Below are 20,977 nucleotides of genomic sequence, written 5' to 3'. Positions count from 1 at the left end.
GCGGCCCGCCTGCGGGTCGCGGCGCCGTACTGCGAGTTAGCGGCCGCCGCGCGGCCGGTTACGGGGGACACCGCACCGTCACGGCCAGCGCCCCGCTGAGCTGCACAATCCACGGATAACACAATAGCGCACTGGCAAAGGATGCCGACGCCTGAAGGGCGTTGGCACCCCGAAGGGGCGGGGCGGCCGCTTGCGGCCGGGCGAGTCCGGCGCAGGGTGTGGCCTGCCAAGCGGAGCGCGGAGGCCGAAGGCCGGAGGCGTTAGCGGCCGCTGCCCGCGTAAGCGGGGCGAGACGGGAACCGGCTCGATGCGCAGCACAGCAGAGCGGCCCCGAAGGGGTAACGCCCTGTGTGGCATCAGGATTTAGCACAATGTCAGAACATAAACTGGAGAGATCACCGGCAAGCAGCTGCAAAGGGGCGGCACAGCCGCCCCGATGGCTGTTACTTGTCTTTGTCGCGTAGCACTTTGATTAGGCCGGTTACGGCCGTAATCAGAGCGGCCAGCGAGGTGATGATTTGCGGTAGGTTTTCGAGGATGGTAGAGGTCATATAGCACCTGTAGAGAAGTTGGCGGGGTGTCGTTTCCGACGGCCGCACTGTAACCGGGCGAATAAGGCAGGTTGTCAACAGCTTGAGCGAAGCGTCTGTTGACAACCTGCCGCGCCCGGTTTCACTGCGGTCATAGGCGGAACGACCCACGCCAACGGAACGGCTTTATGACCGGGCAGCTGAGATACCGGCGAACCTGGCTGGCGGCTGACGCCAGCCGCCAAGCGCCAGCGCGGAGGGCGAAGCCCGGAGGCCAAGCGGAGCGCGGAGGCCGAAGGCCGGAGGCGTTAGCGGCCGCTGCCCGCGTAAGCGGGGCGAGACGGGAACCGGCTCGATGCGCAGCACAGCAGAGCGGCCCCGAAGGGGTAACGCCCGGAGTCTGCCGCTGTTTATCTCTCGTTCCATCTGAAATCGGCGGTAAGGCCATTAAAAGGGTCAGTTTATCAGGGGGGCGTTAGCCCCCCATGTTGTTAATCATCAGGCAATATCGTCTTTGTAGCAGGCATAACCGAAGCTAAGCTCTGTTTTCATATAGTGGCGGGCAAAGTCCCAGGCATCGTGGCCGAAGTCCTCATAATCTGCCAGGACGATTTCGCGGGCTTTGTGCCATTGCTGTACGGAAGAAAGCGGCAGAACAGGGCAGGGAAGCGACCAGTCAGTGACGGTGTTGCAGATCATATCTGCCAGACGCTCCAGGGAGCCGTAAACCAGCTCTGTGCGCAGATCCGCCACCATGCGTTGTTTACGCAGTGATGCCAGATAATCAATCTCTTTGGTTATATCAGAATTTAAGCGGGTCTGGTAATCCATGATGTACTCCTTTGCGCGCCGATACCGGCAATTTTGCGGGCGACGGTGTTGCCTCCCGATGATTTAATTATCGGTGATTACGTCCTCAAAGTCAATATAAGTACTGAATGTGCATACAAAATTTTATATCTTGCAAAGCGTTCATAGAGTGCCTGAATCGCTTTCTGACAGCCTCAATAAAAAAGGCGGGGATTACCCGCCTTTTTTCTTACAGCTGCTTACGTGGCTTTTTACGCGTCATATACAACGGTATCGCGCAGTCTACCGCGTACAAAAAGCACGCCAGCGCGCCGCAACCGTACAGAAACGCAAGCGGCTTATTATCGAAGTAGCTGAAAACCCCTGTCGCCGCACACAGGCCCAGAACAGAGACGCAGGCGCAGGTGATCTGCACCAGATCCCTGTATCCCGCACGAACGATAAACCAGGGCAGGGCAAGCGCAGCGGCGCTAAAAATTAATGCGAGAGGGACAAAAACGAGATAGTGATACATGTGAACTCCTTGATGGTTGCCGATACCGGCGATTGTTCGGGCGGCGGTATTGCCACCCGATGATTTAATTAGAGGTTTTGCGCGTCCAGGAGATTGACCTGAGCCGGGGTAACGTGAAACTTTTCCCCTTTATGGATCACGTTATGCGGGGCGCTAATTTCATCACTGATAAAGCTAACCGGGTAACGTTTTTTACCGCAAATCCGCTCGCTAAACCACGCCACTTTTGCCGCTGGCCGATCCACTGGATGAACAATCACACCGGCCATGCTGCAACCCGTTGCGGGTTCGTCCAGCGTAATGCTTACCGGGACTGTATCCCGGTAAAAAAACTTAACCGGCGGCACACCTGCCTGCGTAGCGGCTGCGACAACTGCAAGCCCGATAACCGCTATCCGATTAATAAGCATTTTATTCCCCTTACTCATGCTGATATCACCTTGCCAGCTGTTACCAGTTTACGAAATTCGCTTTCATGAATTTCACGCCCATGCTCAAGCGTTGAATACACGTTGCCGATAAGCCAGTTACCAGCCGTTTTTGTCTCGGTATACCACCATGCTTCTGTCAGAGTAAGCAGCGGTTCGCTATCCTCGCCCTTCTCATAGATCCAGATTTTAGTGACGTCTTTACCCGTTTCGTTGCTGCCCTGAATGGTAGGGTCAAAGGTATGTTCAATCTCTATATCGAAGTAACGCTGAAGGAAGTTAGTAAAGTGCATGACGACTCCTGTAAGCGCCGATACCGGCAATTTTTCGGGTGGCGGTGTTGCCTCCCGATGATTTAATTATCGGTGATTACGCCTTTAAAGTCAATACAAGTACGGAATTTATTTACATGTTTTTATGCCCGTCAGGGCATGGAAGGCGACCGCGCCGGACTCCACCGGACACCGGCCGCAAATCGCCGGAAACTGCGGGACTGACCGGAGCAACAGGCCAACCCCCCTTCCTGCTAAGCCATAACCCAGCCCGCCGCCACGCAGCTGCCGCACGTCCCCCACGGGGGTGCGCAGTGGGCGCCGCGCGCCTGCGCGCGGGTACGGCGGCCCGCCTGCGGGTCGCGGCGCCGTACTGCGAGTTAGCGGCCGCCGCGCGGCCGGTTACGGGGGACACCGCACCGTCACGGCCAGCGCCCCACTGAGCTGCACAATCCACGGATAATGCAGGAGACGAATCATGATAGGAGGCTGAAGGGGAAATGAGCGGCAGCAGGGGAAGGGGTTGCCAAGCGGAGCGCGGAGGCCGCAGGCCGGAGGCGTCAGTGGCAGCTGCCCGCGTGAGCGGGGCGAGACGCGTAGCGGCTCGATGCGCAGCACAGCAGAACGGCCCCGGAGGGGTGACGTCCGGGGGTTCGCTTTTAAAGATTTTCGACCACATCAGTAAATCGTAGTGACACCATGAAGCAAAAGTATCGTGCAGACCAGAATCAACAACAGTAACAGCAGACCTTTTTTTCGACGTAATAAAACCGGCCCCAAAGCGCCCGCAAGAAGCACACTCAACACGATTTCCGTTATGCTAATCGTATTCATAATCTCTCACGTTTCCCTTTTTAGAACTCTGCCACACACGGATAAAACCTTATAACAAAGCAACAAAACCCGTTATTCAGACACGGTAATGCCTAGTTTTTTTGCCAGAATTTCAGATGACAAAGAAACCCTTATCGACTTCCCGGTTACAAGGTGAATGATTGTGGCTTCATGCCCTTCAACAGAGTGGGATATTAACTCACGCTGAATGATATGCGTCTCTCCATCATTTCCCGTCACGGCTATTAGGCTCTCTGTAGAACAGGGGTTGATACTACTAATGTTGGTGTTGTTTTCGGTTTTGTTCAGCATCGCTGATCCTCAAATATCGGTTTGTGTTACGTCTGCCGCTTTGCGCTGGATAAGCGACTTAAAGAAATCCGACGCCTTCAGAATATCGCTATCCTGGAAGTCGGGAAATGTCGCTTCTGTCAGCTCCTGCGCCGTACCTGCCCGTATAACGGTTTCATCGCGGATCATCGTTCGCTTAACGCCATCAGCCTGTTTTTTGCTGAAGGAGTGCCGGAAAATAATCGCGTATTGGCCGCCGCTATCCTGATGAACAGAAGTATCCCAGCGATGATTACCCTGTTTACGATAGTGGTGATAGATTTGCTGGCCGTAGCGCTCCTGATCGGAATTACGGTAATCGAACATTAACAGTTCCAAAAGCATTAACCGATCTGGCAATTGCCAGGCGGTAGGGTGTTGAAGTGTCGCTAACATAGTTTCCCCTGAGCGTGACAGTCACGATAAGGCGGGCTTTGCCCGCCTGGTTATCAGTTAATCAATGGCACGATAAATACGATTCTGGCTTTCGTTCTCCAGCGTATTAACGTACTCCCGCAACAGGTGATACCGGTTAGCCATCGTTTCGTTCAGTTCGGCTTTGCCTTCTTCATATGCCAGCCCGCAAAAGTAACTGTAGGCATACAGACAAACAATAATCCCTACTTCGCGCGCGCTGCATTCACCTTCAAAATAGTTAGGTAACGAGAGCCAAAGAGGTTGGGGCGCTTCCATAAAAAACGCGCCATTGCTGGCCTGAAGGTATTCCCAATACCCTCCCTGGTAGTCTTTAGCGTAACGATTCAGAAAGGACTGAATGAAGTGATCTGCGCTGAAGAAAGCGCCACGAAATGCCGCAGGCATGAAGTTCATGCGGGCGTTTTCAGAAATGTAGCGGGCGGTGATTTCGATAGTTTCCATGATACTTCCTCTTTAAGCCGATACCGGCGATGGTTAAGCGGCAGGCACATCACCTGCCACTTTTTAATTATCGTACAATGGGGCGTTAAAGTCAATACAAGTACGGATTATATTTACCTAATTTTATGCCCGTCAGAGCATGGAAGGCGACCTCGCCGGACTCCACCGGACACCGGGGGCAAATCGCCGGAAACTGCGGGACTGACCGGAGCGACAGGCCACCCCCCTCCCTGCTAGCCCGCCGCCACGCGGCCGGTTACAGGGGACACTGAGAAAGCAGAAAGCCAACAAACACTATATATAGCGTTCGTTGGCAGCTGAAGCAGCACTACATATAGTAGAGTACCTGTAAAACTTGCCAACCTGACCATAACAGCGATACTGTATAAGTAAACAGTGATTTGGAAGATCGCTATGAAGGTCGATATTTTTGAAAGCTCCGGCGCCAGCCGGGTACACAGCATCCCTTTTTATCTGCAAAGAATTTCTGCGGGGTTCCCCAGCCCGGCCCAGGGCTATGAAAAGCAGGAGTTAAACCTGCATGAGTATTGTGTTCGTCACCCTTCAGCAACTTACTTCCTGCGGGTTTCTGGCTCGTCAATGGAAGATGGCCGCATCCATGATGGTGACGTACTGGTTGTGGATCGCTCGCTGACGGCCAGCCACGGCTCAATCGTAGTCGCCTGCATCCATAATGAATTTACCGTGAAGCGGCTACTGCTGAGGCCCAGACCCTGCCTGATGCCGATGAACAAAGATTTTCCTGTGTACTACATTGACCCGGATAATGAGAGCGTTGAAATCTGGGGAGTGGTTACGCATTCCCTTATCGAGCATCCGGTATGTTTGCGCTGATTGATGTCAATGGCATGTACGCCAGCTGTGAGCAGGCATTTAGGCCAGATCTGGCAAACCGAGCAGTGGCCGTTTTATCCAACAATGACGGCAACATTGTGGCCCGTAATTACCTGGCGAAGAAAGCGGGCCTGAAAATGGGCGATCCGTACTTCAAAGTCAGACCCATAATCGAGCGTCATAACATCGCTATTTTTAGCTCTAATTACACTCTCTATGCCTCCATGTCGGCCCGGTTCGCGGCCGTAGTTGAGTCCCTTGCAAGCCACGTCGAACAGTATTCAATCGACGAGCTTTTTGTTGACTGCAAAGGGATAACGGCCGCCATGAGCCTTGACGCTTTCGGGCGCCAACTGCGCGAGGAAGTCAGGCGACACACAACGCTGGTATGCGGGGTCGGTATTGCCCGTACTAAGACGCTGGCGAAGCTGTGTAACCACGCTGCAAAAACATGGCCCGCTACTGGCGGGGTGGTTGCTCTGGACGATGGCGCCAGACTGAAGAAATTAATGAGCATCCTGCCGGTTGCGGAAGTCTGGGGCGTCGGCCATCGTACAGAGAAAGCACTCGCCACAATGGGGATCAAAACGGTGCTGGATTTAGCCAGGGCAGATACGCGCCTAATCCGTAAGACGTTTGGTGTTGTGCTTGAAAGAACGGTACGGGAGCTACGCGGCGAGGCTTGCTTCAGCCTGGAAGAAAACCCTCCGGCGAAGCAGCAGATTGTTGTATCGCGCTCATTCGGCCAACGCGTAGTAGCCCTGGCGGATATGCAGCAGGCGATCACCGGATTTGCAGCGCGCGCAGCTGAAAAACTGCGTAATGAGCGGCAATACTGCCGCGTCATAAGCGTCTTTATCCGCACCAGTCCTTATTCAGTGCGTGATACACAGTATGCCAATCAGGCAACCGAAAAACTGACGGTGGCAACCCAGGACAGCCGCACGATAATTCAGGCGGCACAAGCCGCGCTGGCGCGGATCTGGCGGGAAGATATTGCGTATGCAAAAGCAGGGATCATGCTGGCCGATTTCAGCGGAAAGGAGGCCCAGCTGGATTTATTCGACTCTGCTACGCCTTCAGCTGGCAGCGAGGCGTTAATGGCTGTTCTCGATGGCATAAACCGGCGTGGCAAGAGCCAGCTGTTTTTTGCAGGCCAGGGCATCGATAACTCCTTTGCCATGCGCCGTCAGATGTTGTCACCTGATTACACGACAGACTGGCGCTCGATACCAACAGCAACCATCAAATAATTACCGGCGCCGCACGCGGGCCGGTCAACCCCTCAACCGGCCGAAACGAGTTTCGGCGCGGTTTCGCGGTTTTCGGTAAAAGGCGTTTCATCTGTATAAAAGATCAGCTAAATTATGTGTATTGCACAATACATATATGTGAGGTTAACAGTGAATTTGCCTACGCCCGAAACCTACGATGAACTTCAGAGAGCCTACGATTTTTTTAATGAGAAGCTATTCAGCAACGAGCTGCCGCCATGCCTGATAACGTTGCAGCGTGAGAAGCGAACGTATGGCTATTGTTCCTTTAAGCGTTTCGTCGGCCGTGAGAGTGGGTACACGGTAGACGAGATCGCTATGAATCCGGTGTATTTCTCGATCAGAACCATAAAGGCCACGCTTTCAACACTGGTGCATGAGATGGTTCATCAGTGGCAATTCCATTTTGGCGAGCCTGGCCGCCGTGGCTATCACAACAAACAGTGGGCGGCCCGGATGGAACGGGTAGGACTAATGCCTTCTGATACCGGCGAACCGGGAGGCAGGAAAGTGGGCCAGAGCATGACCCATTATATTATTGCCGGTGGCCCTTTCGATATGGCCTGTGATGAACTGCTGACAGGCCATTTCCGGCTTTCCTGGATGGACAGGTTTCCGCCTTACCAGCCTAAGCCTGGCGCTGTGCTAAGCCCTACAGGAAAAGGCTATATTGACGACGAGGAAGATGATAGCGAACACGAACAGGAGGTGGAGGAAGGGCGCGACCCGGTTGAACTCGACGACGAGATCATAGAGGCCATGCGATTTGTAACCCCGCCGCCTGAAGCGCCGGTGAACAAAACAAACCGGGAAAAGTACAGCTGCCCGGTGTGTCATATCAATCTCTGGGGTAAACCGGGGATAGTGGTTTACTGTGGTGGCGAGCACTGTAATAAAGCCGCGTTAGTAGTCTTAAAATAAAGTCCTTTCGGACTTTATTTTTTTTCCATTTCCGAGGTCGTGATGTTATTAATGCTGTACTTCGCGGCTTCTTTTAAAACAGTTTCAGCAAGGCTTGCTGGTATCCAGACCTGAACTAATTTTAATGGTTCGCCGTTCTCGGCTTTAAGAGTGGTGTTCTGGTACAAATCCCAGATTCGCTTAACGGTGCTGGAAATGTTTTGCTTGGAACGGCCTACTCGCGTGGCTACGTCTGATGATTTCTCACCTTTGACAAGCACGGAATAGCCAATATCTGTTGTGATGTGTGCAAAGGAAGCCATTTGCGGCAGCAGCTGTTTCCATTCTGTTTCTGAAATTCTGTTTTTCTGAGCCATCTGTGGCGCCTCCGTAGTTTTGGTTACAGAAAGGATATACTCAGAATAAACTGGGGTCAATACAAGTACGATTTTTATAAACTTTATTTTATTTGAGGGTGAGGCCCGGTGCGGCAGCAGCGCGGGCCTCGATGGTGCCGCGAAGGTGCTGGCGCCATGCTTGGATTAAAACATGAACCGTGAAGAACTGCGAAACTTGTTTTCGCGGTTCTGAGGGGTTGACCGAGCCGCGAAGCGGCGCTGGTAAGCGATGATATGCACATATCCACAGGCATATTTTTAAAAGGTATTTTATAGATTTTTTATCTTTTTAAAGTCTTTTAGAGCTATATAACTCATTGATTTAAAATCATAAATAAGTGTTATCTCTGGGAATCCGCCCACCTTGTTATGGGAATTGGCCCACCTATCTATGGGAAACACCCCACCTTACTATGGGAATTAGCCCACCTTGTTATGGGAATTGGCCCACCTTAGACGAAACTGTAAAAAATGTATTTACTTGTTTGAACTTTGTGGTAGTGTGGAGAGTAATTTTTAACCCACAAAGGCAAGGCTCATGGATAAGTTGCTGAACAAAAAGATAAAAGTTAAGCAGTCTAACGAGCTTACCGAAGCTGCTTACTACCTCTCGCTAAAAGCAAAGCGCGTTCTCTGGTTATGTCTTATGCAGACGTATTTCACAGCTTCAGTAAGCGAAGATGATGATGAGATGGCTGTACTCGGTGACTCTACTTTCAAAGTAAAGGTGGCTGACTATGAGCAAATTTTTCAGGTAAGCCGTAACCAGGCTATCAAGGATGTTAAAGAAGGCGTGTTTGAGTTAAGCCGTTCTGCGGTAATCTTTTACCCGAAAGAAGGGAGTTTTGACTGCGTCGCGCGCCCCTGGCTAACAGAGGCTGGCAGCCGATCAGCTCGTGGTATCTGGGAAATCGAATTTAACCATAAACTCCTGCGGTACATTTACGGCCTGACGAACCAGTTCACCACCTACTCGCTCCGCGATTGTGGCAGTCTTCGAAATCCACGGACGATCCGCCTTTATGAAAGTCTTGCTCAATTCAAATCTTCAGGCTTATGGGTTACTACTCATGCTTGGTTAAATGACCGTTTCCTTTTGCCGGAATCCCAACAGAAGAACTTGGCAGAGTTGAAACGATCTTTCCTTGATCCTGCACTCAAGCAGATAAATGAGAAAACACCTTTACTTGCTAAGTATAGTATTGATGATTCAGGAAAATTTCTGTTCTCAATAATTGATAAGCAAAATCCCGTCTGACATAAATCAGCACACATGAGCCTGTCATTTGACAAATTTTTGTCATGAAGATGGGCGAATTTCCACACAGCACCGGCGCCCGGCAAGGTGGGCGGATTCCCACACGGCACCGGCGCCCGGCAAGGTGGGCGGATTCCCACACGGCACCGGCGCCCGGCAAGGTGGGCGGATTCCCACACGGCTCCGGCGCCCGGCAAGGTGGGCGGATTCCCACACGGCACCGGCGCCCGGCAAGGTGGGCGGATTCCCACACGGCTCCGGCGCCCGGAAAGGGTGGGCGGATTTCCACACAGCACCGGCGCCCGGCAAGGTGGGCGGATTCCCACACGGCACCGGCGCCCGGCAAGGTGGGCGGATTCCCACACAGCACCGGCGCCCGGCAAGGTGGGCGGATTCCCACACGGCACCGGCGCCCGGCAAGGTGGGCGGATTCCCACACGGCACCGGCGCCCGGCAAGGTGGGCGGATTTCCACACGGCACCGGCGCCCGGCAAGGTGGGCGGATTCCCACACGGCACCGGCGCCCGGCAAGGTGGGCGGATTCCCACACAGCACCGGCGCCCGGCAAGGTGGGCGGATTCCCACACGGCACCGGCGCCCGGCAAGGTGGGCGGATTCCCACACGGCTCCGGCGCCCGGAAAGGGTGGGCGGATTTCCACACAGCACCGGCGCCCGGCAAGGTGGGCGGATTCCCACACGGCACCGGCGCCCGGAAAGGGTGGGCGGATTTCCACACAGCACCGGCGCCCGGCAAGGTGGGCGGATTTCCACACGGCACCGGCGCCCGGCAAGGTGGGCGGATTCCCACACGGCACCGGCGCCCGGCAAGGTGGGCGGATTCCCACACGGCTCCGGCGCCCGGCAAGGTGGGCGGATTCCCACACGGCACCGGCGCCCGGCAAGGTGGGCGGATTCCCACACGGCTCCGGCGCCCGGAAAGGGTGGGCGGATTTCCACACAGCACCGGCGCCCGGCAAGGTGGGCGGATTCCCACACGGCACCGGCGCCCGGCAAGGTGGGCGGATTCCCACACGGCTCCGGCGCCCGGAAAGGGTGGGCGGATTTCCACACAGCACCGGCGCCCGGCAAGGTGGGCGGATTCCCACACGGCACCGGCGCCCGGAAAGGGTGGGCGGATTTCCACACAGCACCGGCGCCCGGCAAGGTGGGCGGATTTCCACACGGCACCGGCGCCCGGCAAGGTGGGGGGATTCCCACACGGCACCGGCGCCCGGCAAGGTGGGCGGATTCCCACACGGCACCGGCGCCCGGCAAGGTGGGCGGATTCCCACACAGCACCGGCGCCCGGCAAGGTGGGCGGATTCCCACACAGCACCGGCGCCCGGCAAGGTGGGCGGATTCCCACACGGCACCGGCGCCCGGCAAGGTGGGCGGATTTCCACACGGCACCGGCACCCGGCAAGGTGGGCGGATTCCCACACGGCACCGGCGCCCGGCAAGGTGGGCGGATTTCCACACAGCACCGGCGCCCGGCAAGGTGGGTGGATTCCCACACGGCACCGGCGCCCGGTAAGGTGGGCGGATTTCCACACGACAGCGGCGCCCGGCAAGATGGGCGGATTCCCATATCGACATGTATGTAGCTTGTGTTATCCGTGGATTGTGCAGCTCAGCGGGTCGCTGGTCGTATGGCGTAGTGTCCCCCGTAACCGGCCGCGTGCGGCCGCTAACTCGCAGTACGGCGCCGCGACCCGAAGGCGGGCCGCCGTTCCCGCGCGCAGGCGCGCGGCGCCCACTGCGCACCCCCGTGGGGGACATACGGCAGCTGTGTGGCGGTGAGCGGGATTAGGGCTTTGCAGGGAGGGGGCTGGGTCGGGCGATACGTTCAGCATTGCGGTTTCCGGCGATTTGCGGCCGGTGCCCGTTTAACTCCGGCGTGGTCGCCTTCCATGCCCTGACGGCATAAGAAAATAAAACCGCCATGCTGCGGTCATTCATGATTTTGTGGTGTAGCGATAAATAGTCATGCGAGAAACGTTGAAGCGCTTAGCAACTGCACCAACTGTCATTTCAGGATCAGCAAGTAAGATTCTAATTTGTTTAACATCTTCTTCAGAAAGTGACGGTTTTCTCCCTCCCACACGGCCCCTTGCGCGTGCAGCTGCAAGGCCTGAGCGCGTTCTTTCAATATTGCGGTTGCGTTCAAAGCTAGAGAATATCGCCATCAGATGAGTATAGATTTCCCCTATAACTGGCGCATTTGTGTCTATTCTGTCCTTGATGGCTATGAAAGTTATTCCGCGTTTCTTCAGGTCGTCGAGTAAAGTAATGACTTGACCCAATGAACCGCCGAGCCGATCTAGTGCCCAAACTACTAGGGTATCTCCCTCGCGCAATGCTTTCAGGCAGTTCTCCAGTTCCGGCGCACCTTTTTTGTCGCGCTTTGGGCCGCTACGTGAGGTCTGATCCTGATAGATTTGCTCACATCCAGCTTTTGTTAGTTCGTCAACCTGGTGCGCCACATCCTGAAGATGCGTAGATTGGCACTGTTGCAAATAGTCGGTGGTGATAAACTTATCATCCCCTTTTGCTGATGGAGCTGCACATGAACCCATTCAAAGGCCGGCATTTTCAGCGTGACATCATTCTGTGGGCCGTACGCTGGTACTGCAAATACGGCATCAGTTACCGTGAGCTGCAGGAGATGCTGGCTGAACGCGGAGTGAATGTCGATCACTCCACGATTTACCGCTGGGTTCAGCGTTATGCGCCTGAAATGGAAAAACGGCTGCGCTGGTACTGGCGTAACCCTTCCGATCTTTGCCCGTGGCACATGGATGAAACCTACGTGAAGGTCAATGGCCGCTGGGCGTATCTGTACCGGGCCGTCGACAGCCGGGGCCGCACTGTCGATTTTTATCTCTCCTCCCGTCGTAACAGCAAAGCTGCATACCGGTTTCTGGGTAAAATCCTCAACAACGTGAAGAAGTGGCAGATCCCGCGATTCATCAACACGGATAAAGCGCCCGCCTATGGTCGCGCGCTTGCTCTGCTCAAACGCGAAGGCCGGTGCCCGTCTGACGTTGAACACCGACAGATTAAGTACCGGAACAACGTGATTGAATGCGATCATGGCAAACTGAAACGGATAATCGGCGCCACGCTGGGATTTAAATCCATGAAGACGGCTTACGCCACCATCAAAGGTATTGAGGTGATGCGTGCACTACGCAAAGGCCAGGCCTCAGCATTTTATTATGGTGATCCCCTGGGCGAAATGCGCCTGGTAAGCAGAGTTTTTGAAATGTAAGGCCTTTGAATAAGACAAAAGGCTGCCTCATCGCTAACTTTGCAACAGTGCCGCTTTCTTTCAGTCAGGCCGATTTAAGCCCGGAAGCGTTAATGAAGCCACTGCTGGTGAACGCTGGTGACCTATCGGGGTTACTCTCTGGTGCGGCAGTGCTCTGTTTAGCCTTCCTTGGTTTTGATGCCATCGCGACCATGGCCGAAGAGGCGCACGACGCCAAACGCACCTTGCCACGGGCCATACTCTTTACGGTGATCAGCGCCGGTGCTATTTTTATCGCCGTTTCCTATGCTGCCCATTTGGCCTATCCCGACTGGCAATCGTTGATCCCGCATCAGGATACCGCCAGCCTGATTATCTCCGAGCATGTCGGTGGGAAGTGGATGTATAACTTCTTTATGGCCACTTATTTGACCGGCGTTTATGCCTCAGCAATGACCGCGCAGACCAGTGTGTCACGTATTTTCTATGCCATGGGGCGAGAAGGCGTACTACCACGCAAAGTGTTCTTCCATCTGCATCGCAAATTCCACACACCGTGGCGGGCCATTTTGTTCGTTGCCACCATCTCGCTGCTGGCCCTGTTCCTTGACCTGAACTTAGTGGTATCGATGATAAGCTTTGGTGCCCTCGGTGCTTTCACCTTTGTTAATTTGAGTGTGATAAAGCACTTTATTATCAATGAGAAACACCGCGGTACTGCGGCTATGTTTAAGTACGGGCTATTACCCATGATGGGATTCGTCATGTCGGTGTGGCTGTGGGTTCACCTTGAGCAACGGGCGCTTGAAGTCGGCTTATTGTGGCTATTGGCAGGCTTTATCTACTTGTTGTGGCTGACTCGCGGCTGGCGTAAATCGCCGCCATCCGTTAATCCAGATGATATTTCACACCTGTTGTAATAAGCACCAACCACGAATAGAAATAGAAAGGGCCGCATCGTAACATGTGGCCCTTTTACTGCTTGCCATAACGGCGCTAACCGTCGGCAACGCCTTTCACTCACCATTTACTGTATTGAACGTGCCCTGCCTACTGCCTCACCTAGCTGCCATACCGCCATCGCGTAATGGGTGCTGTGGTTGTAGCGGGTAATCGTGTAGAAATTGGGTAACCCGTACCAATACTGATAACCGGTGCCGACATCCAAACGCAGTAAACTGGCTTCCTGATAGCCCCCTAACGAACCGGACGGGCTCAGCCCTGCGGCAGATAACGTCGAGGTAGGGTATTTCGTCTTAAAGCCATTATCAAGGTATGGCGCTTGCCCATTAGCGGGCACCGCGACCATCGCACCTTTGGTCCAGCCATGGGATTTGAAGTAGTTAGCGACACTGCCGATGGCATCCTCCGGGTCCCATAAATTGATGTGGCCGTTACCATTAAAATCAACAGCATAGCTTTTGAATGACGATGGCATAAATTGGCCGTACCCCATCGCTCCAGCATAAGACCCCCGCAAGCTGAGCGGATCATTACCCTCCGCACGTGCCATCAACAGGAAGGTTTCCAGCTCGCCAGAAAAGTACTCAGCACGGCGTGGATAGGCAAAGGAGAGTGTTGCCAAGGCATCAATGATACGCGTTTTACCCATCACCCGGCCCCAGCGAGTCTCAACCCCAATGATTCCGACGATAATTTCTGGTGGCACGCCGTAAACCTCATAGGCGCGTTGCAACGCCTCTTGATGCTGATTCCAGAAGTTCACACCGTTTTGCACATTATCAGGGGTAATAAACTGTTTGCGATAGCGGTTCCACGGGCACTGTTGCAAAGTTAGCGATGAGGCAGCCTTTTGTCTTATTCAAAGGCCTTACATTTCAAAAACTCTGCTTACCAGGCGCATTTCGCCCAGGGGATCACCATAATAAAATGCTGAGGCCTGGCCTTTGCGTAGTGCACGCATCACCTCAATACCTTTGATGGTGGCGTAAGCCGTCTTCATGGATTTAAATCCCAGCGTGGCGCCGATTATCCGTTTCAGTTTGCCATGATCGCATTCAATCACGTTGTTCCGGTACTTAATCTGTCGGTGTTCAACGTCAGACGGGCACCGGCCTTCGCGTTTGAGCAGAGCAAGCGCGCGACCATAGGCGGGCGCTTTATCCGTGTTGATGAATCGCGGGATCTGCCACTTCTTCACGTTGTTGAGGATTTTACCCAGAAACCGGTATGCAGCTTTGCTGTTACGACGGGAGGAGAGATAAAAATCGACAGTGCGGCCCCGGCTGTCGACGGCCCGGTACAGATACGCCCAGCGGCCATTGACCTTCACGTAGGTTTCATCCATGTGCCACGGGCAAAGATCGGAAGGGTTACGCCAGTACCAGCGCAGCCGTTTTTCCATTTCAGGCGCATAACGCTGAACCCAGCGGTAAATCGTGGAGTGATCGACATTCACTCCGCGTTCAGCCAGCATCTCCTGCAGCTCACGGTAACTGATGCCGTATTTGCAGTACCAGCGTACGGCCCACAGAATGATGTCACGCTGAAAATGCCGGCCTTTGAATGGGTTCATGTGCAGCTCCATCAGCAAAAGGGGATGATAAGTTTATCACCACCGACTATTTGCAACAGTGCCATTAGCAGTCTGGATAAACTGGATGAGCCACCGGCACTGATACAATTGAATCGTCGGGTAAGAGAATTGATCCCTCCGGTTGATCTGACGGAGCTGTTGCTTGAAATAGATGCCCGAACCGGTTTTACCCGCGAATTCAGCCACGTCAGTGAATCAGGTGCTCGGGCGCAGGATCTCCAGGTCAGTCTGTGCGCAACACTGCTGGCAGAAGCCTGCAATATAGGGCATGAACCCCTGATAAAGCATAATATTCCCGCGCTTACTCGCCATCGTCTGAGCTGGGTTAAACAAAATTATCTCAGGGCAGAAACGCTGGTCACCGCTAATGCACGGCTGGTTGATTTTCAGTCCACGCTGCCGCTCGCGGGGTACTGGGGAGGTGGTGAGGTTGCCTCCGCAGATGGTATGCGTTTTGTCACACCGGTTAAAACGGTTAATTCCGGACCAAATCGTAAATACTTTGGTTCAGGACGCGGTATCACCTGGTACAACTTCGTCTCCGATCAATACTCCGGTTTCCATGGCATTGTAGTTCCCGGGACGCTTCGTGATTCCATCTTTGTACTGGAAGGGCTTCTGGAGCAGCAGACCGGGCTGAATCCGGTAGAAATTATGACGGACACGGCAGGATCCAGCGATATCATTTTTGGCCTGTTCTGGTTACTGGGCTACCAGTTTTCCCCTCGTCTGGCCGATGCAGGCGGGGCGATATTCTGGCGGGCAGATAAAACGGCACATTATGGTGCCCTGAATGAGCTGGCCCGGGGATGTGTTGAACTGTCAAAAATAGAATCCCAATGGGATGAAATGATGCGAATGGCGGGCTCACTGAAGCTTGGGACCATCCATGCATCAGAGCTTATTCGTTCACTGTTGAGAAGTAGCCGACCATCTGGTCTGGCTCAGGCGATTATGGAAGTGGGCCGGGTCAACAAGACGTTGTATCTTCTCAACTATATCGATGATGAGGATTACCGGCGTCGGATCCTCACTCAGCTCAACCGGGGAGAAGGACGCCATGCAGTGGCTCGAGCCATTTGCTACGGACAACGTGGTGAGATTAGAAAACGCTACCGTGAAGGGCAGGAAGATCAACTCGGTGCTCTGGGTCTGGTGACCAATGCGGTTGTGCTGTGGAATACACTTTACATGCAGGAGGCGTTGTCACATCTTCGCAAATCGGGGGAAACACCTGAAGAGGAGCATCTGGCAAGATTATCGCCGCTGATACATGGCCATATAAATATGCTGGGACATTATACGTTTTCGTTACCGGAAGATATTCTGAAGGGCGAGTTAAGACCATTAAATTTGAATACAAACAATGAATTAACCTCTTAGCGTGGTTTTTTACATCATTGGACCTCGAACCCCACTACCGCCTTAGCTGGCGGGGATTCTGCACGTCTGCAATAAACCTCAGTACAAAAAACAGCCTTAACGAATGGAAGGGACTTCCCCTGATTATGCGCCTGATTAACTCTTGTGCAATCATGGGGTACACATCGTCCCGGAGGAATTCGTTATGACTATCACGACTGTCGGTATCGATCTTGCTAAAAATGTGTTTGCTGTTCACGGTGTTGATCAAAATGGTAGAACTGTTCTGGTTAAGCCTAAAGTATCGCGTGCTGCACTTCCTGAGTTAATTGCAAGTTTGCCTCCCTGTGTTATCGGGATGGAAGCATGCTCCGGGGCTCACTACTGGGCAAGATTGTTTCGGCAGTATGGTCATGAGCCACGTCTGATGGCTGCTAAGTTTGTATCGCCTTATCGTATGGCCGGAAAATCAGGAAAAAATGATGCAGCTGATGCTCAGGCTATCTGTGAAGCTGTTCGTCGTCCGCATATGCGGTTCGTACCAGTGAAAGACGAAAGCCAGCAGGCCATGCAGTGTTTACATCGTACCCGTCAGGGTTTTATCGAAGAGAAAACAGCAACGTATAATCGTCTGCGAGGATTGATATCTGAATTCGGTGTCATCGCGCCACAAAGTGCTGATGCCCTGCGCCACATGGTTTCTGTGCAGAAGAGCTCTTTACCGCTTCAGGTTCAGCAATGTGTTGATGATTTGATGGAACACGTTGATCGCATTGAAGCTAACATCACTGAATATGACCGAATTTTGTCCCACATAGCCAAAACAGATCATCGCAGTCAGCGGCTGATGGAGCTAAAGGGCGTTGGTCCCACAACGGCCTGTGCACTGGTCGCCAGTATCGGTAATGCACATGATTTTAAAAATGGACGTCAACTGGCAGCCTGGCTGGGGCTGACGCCATCACAATACAGCAGCGGGGGAAAGTCGAAACTCGGCAGGATCACAAAAGCCGGTGATTCGTATCTGCGAACGCTTCTGGTTCAGGGGGCTCGTTCAGTGCTTATTGGCGCCGGGAAAAGGACTGACTCATTCAGCCGTTGGGTTTGTATGTTGGTTGAGCGCAGAGGGTACTGGCGGGCTGTTGTGGCCATCGCCGCCAAAAATGCGCGGCTGTGTTGGGCATCACTACATTACGGTGATGATTTCCGGCTGTACTCAGTCAACTAAAGCTCGAAGCTGTATAACCATCTGACCTGCAATTCGTTGATGATAAAGGGTTAGACCCCGTGAGGCCTATCTGGCTATTGTACAGGATATACGTATCCGCTTAACGAACAAGAACCTCACGCGCGTCTTTCATCAGGGCCCGAATCGATGACGATTCATCATGGCCGTTTATAGTACCGCAGTCTCTCCCCTTTATTTTTACTGAAGAGCAGACAGAAACCATAAATACCGGCTTTGACATGCCGGGGAAGTCCTTATAGTACAAAAAACAGCCTTAACGAATGGAAGGGACTTCCCCTGATTATGCGCCTGATTAACTCTTGTGCAATCATGGGGTACACATCGTCCCGGAGGAATTCGTTATGACTATCACGACTGTCGGTATCGATCTTGCTAAAAATGTGTTTGCTGTTCACGGTGTTGATCAAAATGGTAGAACTGTTCTGGTTAAGCCTAAAGTATCGCGTGCTGCACTTCCTGAGTTAATTGCAAGTTTGCCTCCCTGTGTTATCGGGATGGAAGCATGCTCCGGGGCTCACTACTGGGCAAGATTGTTTCGGCAGTATGGTCATGAGCCACGTCTGATGGCTGCTAAGTTTGTATCGCCTTATCGTATGGCCGGAAAATCAGGAAAAAATGATGCAGCTGATGCTCAGGCTATCTGTGAAGCTGTTCGTCGTCCGCATATGCGGTTCGTACCAGTGAAAGACGAAAGCCAGCAGGCCATGCAGTGTTTACATCGTACCCGTCAGGGTTTTATCGAAGAGAAAACAGCAACGTATAATCGTCTGCGAGGATTGATATCTGAATTCGGTGTCATCGCGCCACAAAGTGCTGATGCCCTGCGCCACATGGTTTCTGTGCAGAAGAGCTCTTTACCGCTTCAGGTTCAGCAATGTGTTGATGATTTGATGGAACACGTTGATCGCATTGAAGCTAACATCACTGAATATGACCGAATTTTGTCCCACATAGCCAAAACAGATCATCGCAGTCAGCGGCTGATGGAGCTAAAGGGCGTTGGTCCCACAACGGCCTGTGCACTGGTCGCCAGTATCGGTAATGCACATGATTTTAAAAATGGACGTCAACTGGCAGCCTGGCTGGGGCTGACGCCATCACAATACAGCAGCGGGGGAAAGTCGAAACTCGGCAGGATCACAAAAGCCGGTGATTCGTATCTGCGAACGCTTCTGGTTCAGGGGGCTCGTTCAGTGCTTATTGGCGCCGGGAAAAGGACTGACTCATTCAGCCGTTGGGTTTGTATGTTGGTTGAGCGCAGAGGGTACTGGCGGGCTGTTGTGGCCATCGCCGCCAAAAATGCGCGGCTGTGTTGGGCATCACTACATTACGGTGATGATTTCCGGCTGTACTCAGTCAACTAAAGCTCGAAGCTGTATAACCATCTGACCTGCAATTCGTTGATGATAAAGGGTTAGACCCCGTGAGGCCTATCTGGCTATTGTACAGGATATACGTATCCGCTTAACGAACAAGAACCTCACGCGCGTCTTTCATCAGGGCCCGAATCGATGACGATTCATCATGGCCGTTTATAGTACCGCAGTCTCTCCCCTTTATTTTTACTGAAGAGCAGACAGAAACCATAAATACCGGCTTTGACATGCCGGGGAAGTCCTTATAGTACAATAATTTTCGAAATCCAACCCATCCCGCCTACAGGAATGACGGATTTTTCGGCGGTTCCGGCGTAGACCCACCACAACTGCTGTATAGCTTGTGGGTAAGTGATAATGAAGTGCAAACGAGATGGCGCAAATACTCTTTTGGTTTATCTTTTAATTACTTACGTATTAAAAGATAAACCAAAAAATAAAAGACATTGCTGTTATCCCCTTTAAAAAGTGGATAACCGAACAGCATCGGCGCGAGCGCCTCAAAAGTAGCTCCCCACGCTAAAGCGCGGGGCATTCAGAACGGAATCCCTCGATGGCTAACAGCTCGCCTGTTAGCCATCGAGGGATTGGACAAATCCGGCCACGCCGGATACGTCAGCAAATATCGCTGAAGAATTAGATTACACGCTCGTAAGCGGCTCTTACGACCCGCTAACGCGGAGATACGCCCCAACTGCGGCTTCGGCCTTGTTGTGACCACTCCGACCGCGCACAAAAGCCTCTGAGCCGCTTTTAGCGGAATATGGCTTTGCAGGGTGAAGGGATGGATAGGCGATCCCTTTCGATCCCTCACTGGTATCGGCGGCTAACCCTCGGTGCTACCTGTCATTTCATCCTGCCGCCTTACATGCGCTAACGCGCATAAATCCCCGTTCCTCAGTGGAACGAAAACTCACGCTAACAGGGTAGTGACCGGGTAGCCACGATAACTGCCAACAAAATTAGCTTATAGGTTAATTCTACCTTGTCTGAAATTAGCCTATAGGTTAATATTAATAGAAATGGGAGGTCACATGTTTAGCGTTGTTTATCACCCGGAAGCCAGGGAAGAAGCCACAGCATTACCCGTAAAAATCAGGGTGAAGTTTGACCGTCTCATCGGCAAACTGGAGTATGACGCCCGATTACTGCGGGAGCCGGACACGAAGCCCCTGGGCGATGGACTTTTTGAGATCCGCACGATGGGGACGGACATAGCCAGGGGAATCTGGGTATACCACAAAGGCAATACCATCATCATGCTCCGTGTTTTCATCAAGAAGTCACAGAAAACGCCAGCGAAAGAAATCGATCTCGCCAAAAAGCGGTTAGCGGAGGTACTTAATGAAACTGGTAAGCCATAAAGAACTGCATAACGAGTGGATGCAGGACGATGAATATCGCGCTGCATGGCAGGAAGAAGAACGTAAGGAAAAGCTCAGGGAGCTGCTTGCTGAATGGCGCAAGCATGACAACCTGACAAAAGCGCAGGTTGCTGAACGCATGGGGGTTACACCTCCGGTTATTTCTCGCCTGGAAAACAACATCACCAAAGCCAGCATCGACACACTGACCCGCTACGCTCACGCCTGCGGCATCAAGAAACCTGTCATTGCCCTGTACTGAATAGCCAGCCCTCCGGGGCTGGCCTTTTTGTTTCGGTCAGTCCCAAAATTTTGTTAAAGCAAGTTTAAAATGTCACCTGTTTCTCCAAAGTTGAAATGTCACTTCTAAGCCAATCTATTTATACATAATCTTTACATCTTTCCCCGGTGACAAAGTGCTAATTGGTCTGTAATGTTCAATGTGTGGCAGGCAAGCCGCCGGTGACTTAGGGAAGGTGCGAACAAGTTCCTGATATGAGATCATCATATTCATCCGGAGCGCATCCCAGAGGGAC

The 20,977-nt window shown here is 53.0% G+C and carries 19 protein-coding genes and 3 pseudogenes; 11 read left to right on the top strand and 11 right to left on the bottom strand.

Features of this window, described 5'->3' with window-relative positions:
• Positions 1-1,028: 1,028 nt before the first annotated feature.
• The 7 genes from C2U53_RS00845 to ardB all read right to left on the bottom strand — a co-directional run bounded on the left by C2U53_RS00845 (position 1,029) and on the right by ardB (position 4,597).
• A complete protein-coding gene (locus C2U53_RS00845; protein WP_012561126.1) occupies positions 1,029-1,361 on the bottom strand; it encodes a hypothetical protein in 333 nt (110 codons plus the stop codon).
• Between the two features lie 208 nt (positions 1,362-1,569).
• Positions 1,570-1,854, bottom strand: coding sequence for a protein CcgC (ccgC, locus tag C2U53_RS00840; protein WP_001750002.1), 285 nt, complete (start codon positions 1,852-1,854; stop codon positions 1,570-1,572).
• A 68-nt stretch (positions 1,855-1,922) separates the two neighbouring features.
• Positions 1,923-2,264 (bottom strand): hypothetical protein, encoded by a 342-nt coding sequence (locus C2U53_RS00835; protein WP_015344948.1) that lies wholly within the window; start codon positions 2,262-2,264, stop codon positions 1,923-1,925.
• A 14-nt stretch (positions 2,265-2,278) separates the two neighbouring features.
• On the bottom strand, positions 2,279-2,575 hold the full coding sequence (ccgD, locus tag C2U53_RS00830; RefSeq protein ID WP_000545925.1) for a protein CcgD: 297 nt from the start codon (positions 2,573-2,575) through the stop codon (positions 2,279-2,281).
• Positions 2,576-3,460: 885 nt separating this feature from the next.
• Positions 3,461-3,700 (bottom strand): hypothetical protein, encoded by a 240-nt coding sequence (locus C2U53_RS00825; RefSeq protein WP_000932975.1) that lies wholly within the window; start codon positions 3,698-3,700, stop codon positions 3,461-3,463.
• A 9-nt stretch (positions 3,701-3,709) separates the two neighbouring features.
• Positions 3,710-4,114, bottom strand: a complete 405-nt coding sequence (gene ardR, locus C2U53_RS00820) for an antirestriction protein ArdAB regulator ArdR (protein ID WP_000881513.1) — start codon at positions 4,112-4,114, stop codon at positions 3,710-3,712.
• 57 nt (positions 4,115-4,171) lie between these two features.
• Positions 4,172-4,597, bottom strand: coding sequence for an antirestriction protein ArdB (gene ardB / locus C2U53_RS00815; RefSeq protein WP_000447669.1), 426 nt, complete (start codon positions 4,595-4,597; stop codon positions 4,172-4,174).
• A 414-nt stretch (positions 4,598-5,011) separates the two neighbouring features.
• Between ardB and mucA the strand changes: the two genes are divergently transcribed.
• From mucA to C2U53_RS00795, 3 genes are all read left to right on the top strand, one after another.
• Positions 5,012-5,452, top strand: coding sequence for a translesion error-prone DNA polymerase V autoproteolytic subunit MucA (gene mucA, locus C2U53_RS00805; protein ID WP_000861760.1), 441 nt, complete (start codon positions 5,012-5,014; stop codon positions 5,450-5,452).
• Positions 5,440-6,705, top strand: a complete 1,266-nt coding sequence (gene mucB / locus C2U53_RS00800) for a translesion error-prone DNA polymerase V subunit MucB (RefSeq protein ID WP_001749980.1) — start codon at positions 5,440-5,442, stop codon at positions 6,703-6,705. The genes mucA and mucB overlap by 13 nt, the downstream gene beginning before the upstream one ends.
• Before the next feature lie 150 nt (positions 6,706-6,855).
• Complete coding sequence (locus C2U53_RS00795) at positions 6,856-7,647, top strand: SprT-like domain-containing protein (protein WP_001452808.1); 792 nt, start codon at positions 6,856-6,858, stop codon at positions 7,645-7,647.
• A 14-nt stretch (positions 7,648-7,661) separates the two neighbouring features.
• Here C2U53_RS00795 and ardK read toward each other — a convergent pair whose 3' ends face one another.
• A complete protein-coding gene (gene ardK, locus C2U53_RS00790; protein ID WP_000057569.1) occupies positions 7,662-8,003 on the bottom strand; it encodes an antirestriction protein ArdAB regulator ArdK in 342 nt (113 codons plus the stop codon).
• 559 nt (positions 8,004-8,562) lie between these two features.
• Between ardK and C2U53_RS00785 the strand changes: the two genes are divergently transcribed.
• Positions 8,563-9,282 (top strand): replication initiation protein, encoded by a 720-nt coding sequence (locus C2U53_RS00785; protein ID WP_001749982.1) that lies wholly within the window; start codon positions 8,563-8,565, stop codon positions 9,280-9,282.
• 1,956 nt (positions 9,283-11,238) lie between these two features.
• Here the strand turns inward: C2U53_RS00785 and C2U53_RS00775 are convergent.
• Positions 11,239-11,859 carry a recombinase family protein gene (locus C2U53_RS00775; protein WP_075583770.1) on the bottom strand — a complete coding sequence of 207 codons (621 nt, stop codon included), beginning with the start codon at positions 11,857-11,859 and terminating at the stop codon, positions 11,239-11,241.
• Between C2U53_RS00775 and C2U53_RS00770 the strand changes: the two genes are divergently transcribed.
• Positions 11,850-12,554: an IS6-like element IS26 family transposase gene (locus C2U53_RS00770; protein WP_001067855.1), complete on the top strand. Its 705-nt coding sequence runs from the start codon at positions 11,850-11,852 to the stop codon at positions 12,552-12,554. The two genes, C2U53_RS00775 and C2U53_RS00770, sit on opposite strands and share 10 nt — an antisense overlap.
• Before the next feature lie 47 nt (positions 12,555-12,601).
• A pseudogene (locus tag C2U53_RS00760) lies at positions 12,602-13,453 on the top strand (APC family permease); the annotation flags it as partial.
• 107 nt (positions 13,454-13,560) lie between these two features.
• Here C2U53_RS00760 and mltB read toward each other — a convergent pair.
• Positions 13,561-14,310, bottom strand: a pseudogene (gene mltB, locus C2U53_RS00755) (lytic murein transglycosylase B); the annotation flags it as partial.
• 54 nt (positions 14,311-14,364) lie between these two features.
• Positions 14,365-15,069, bottom strand: coding sequence for an IS6-like element IS26 family transposase (locus tag C2U53_RS00750; RefSeq protein WP_001067855.1), 705 nt, complete (start codon positions 15,067-15,069; stop codon positions 14,365-14,367).
• A 57-nt stretch (positions 15,070-15,126) separates the two neighbouring features.
• On the opposite strand from C2U53_RS00750, the pseudogene C2U53_RS00745 reads away from it, so the two are divergent.
• From C2U53_RS00745 to C2U53_RS00720, 5 genes and pseudogenes are all read left to right on the top strand, one after another.
• Positions 15,127-16,473: pseudogene (locus tag C2U53_RS00745) on the top strand (Tn3 family transposase); the annotation flags it as partial.
• Positions 16,474-16,657: 184 nt separating this feature from the next.
• Entirely contained in the window at positions 16,658-17,680 is a 1,023-nt protein-coding gene (locus C2U53_RS00740) for an IS110 family transposase (protein WP_000156887.1), read from the top strand.
• A 362-nt stretch (positions 17,681-18,042) separates the two neighbouring features.
• Positions 18,043-19,065, top strand: a complete 1,023-nt coding sequence (locus C2U53_RS00735) for an IS110 family transposase (protein WP_000156887.1) — start codon at positions 18,043-18,045, stop codon at positions 19,063-19,065.
• 1,046 nt (positions 19,066-20,111) lie between these two features.
• A complete protein-coding gene (locus tag C2U53_RS00725; protein WP_000493286.1) occupies positions 20,112-20,441 on the top strand; it encodes a type II toxin-antitoxin system RelE/ParE family toxin in 330 nt (109 codons plus the stop codon).
• Complete coding sequence (locus tag C2U53_RS00720) at positions 20,422-20,703, top strand: helix-turn-helix transcriptional regulator (protein ID WP_000780222.1); 282 nt, start codon at positions 20,422-20,424, stop codon at positions 20,701-20,703. Before C2U53_RS00725 ends, C2U53_RS00720 begins: the two co-directional genes overlap by 20 nt.
• The last annotated feature ends 274 nt before the right edge of the window (positions 20,704-20,977 follow it).

Source organism: Citrobacter sp. CFNIH10, assembly GCF_002934585.1.
GTDB classification, from domain to species: Bacteria; Pseudomonadota; Gammaproteobacteria; order Enterobacterales; family Enterobacteriaceae; genus Citrobacter_A; species Citrobacter_A amalonaticus.
The sequence above is the reverse complement of the archived record's forward strand: the minus strand, read 5'-3'. Positions and strand labels throughout refer to the sequence as shown.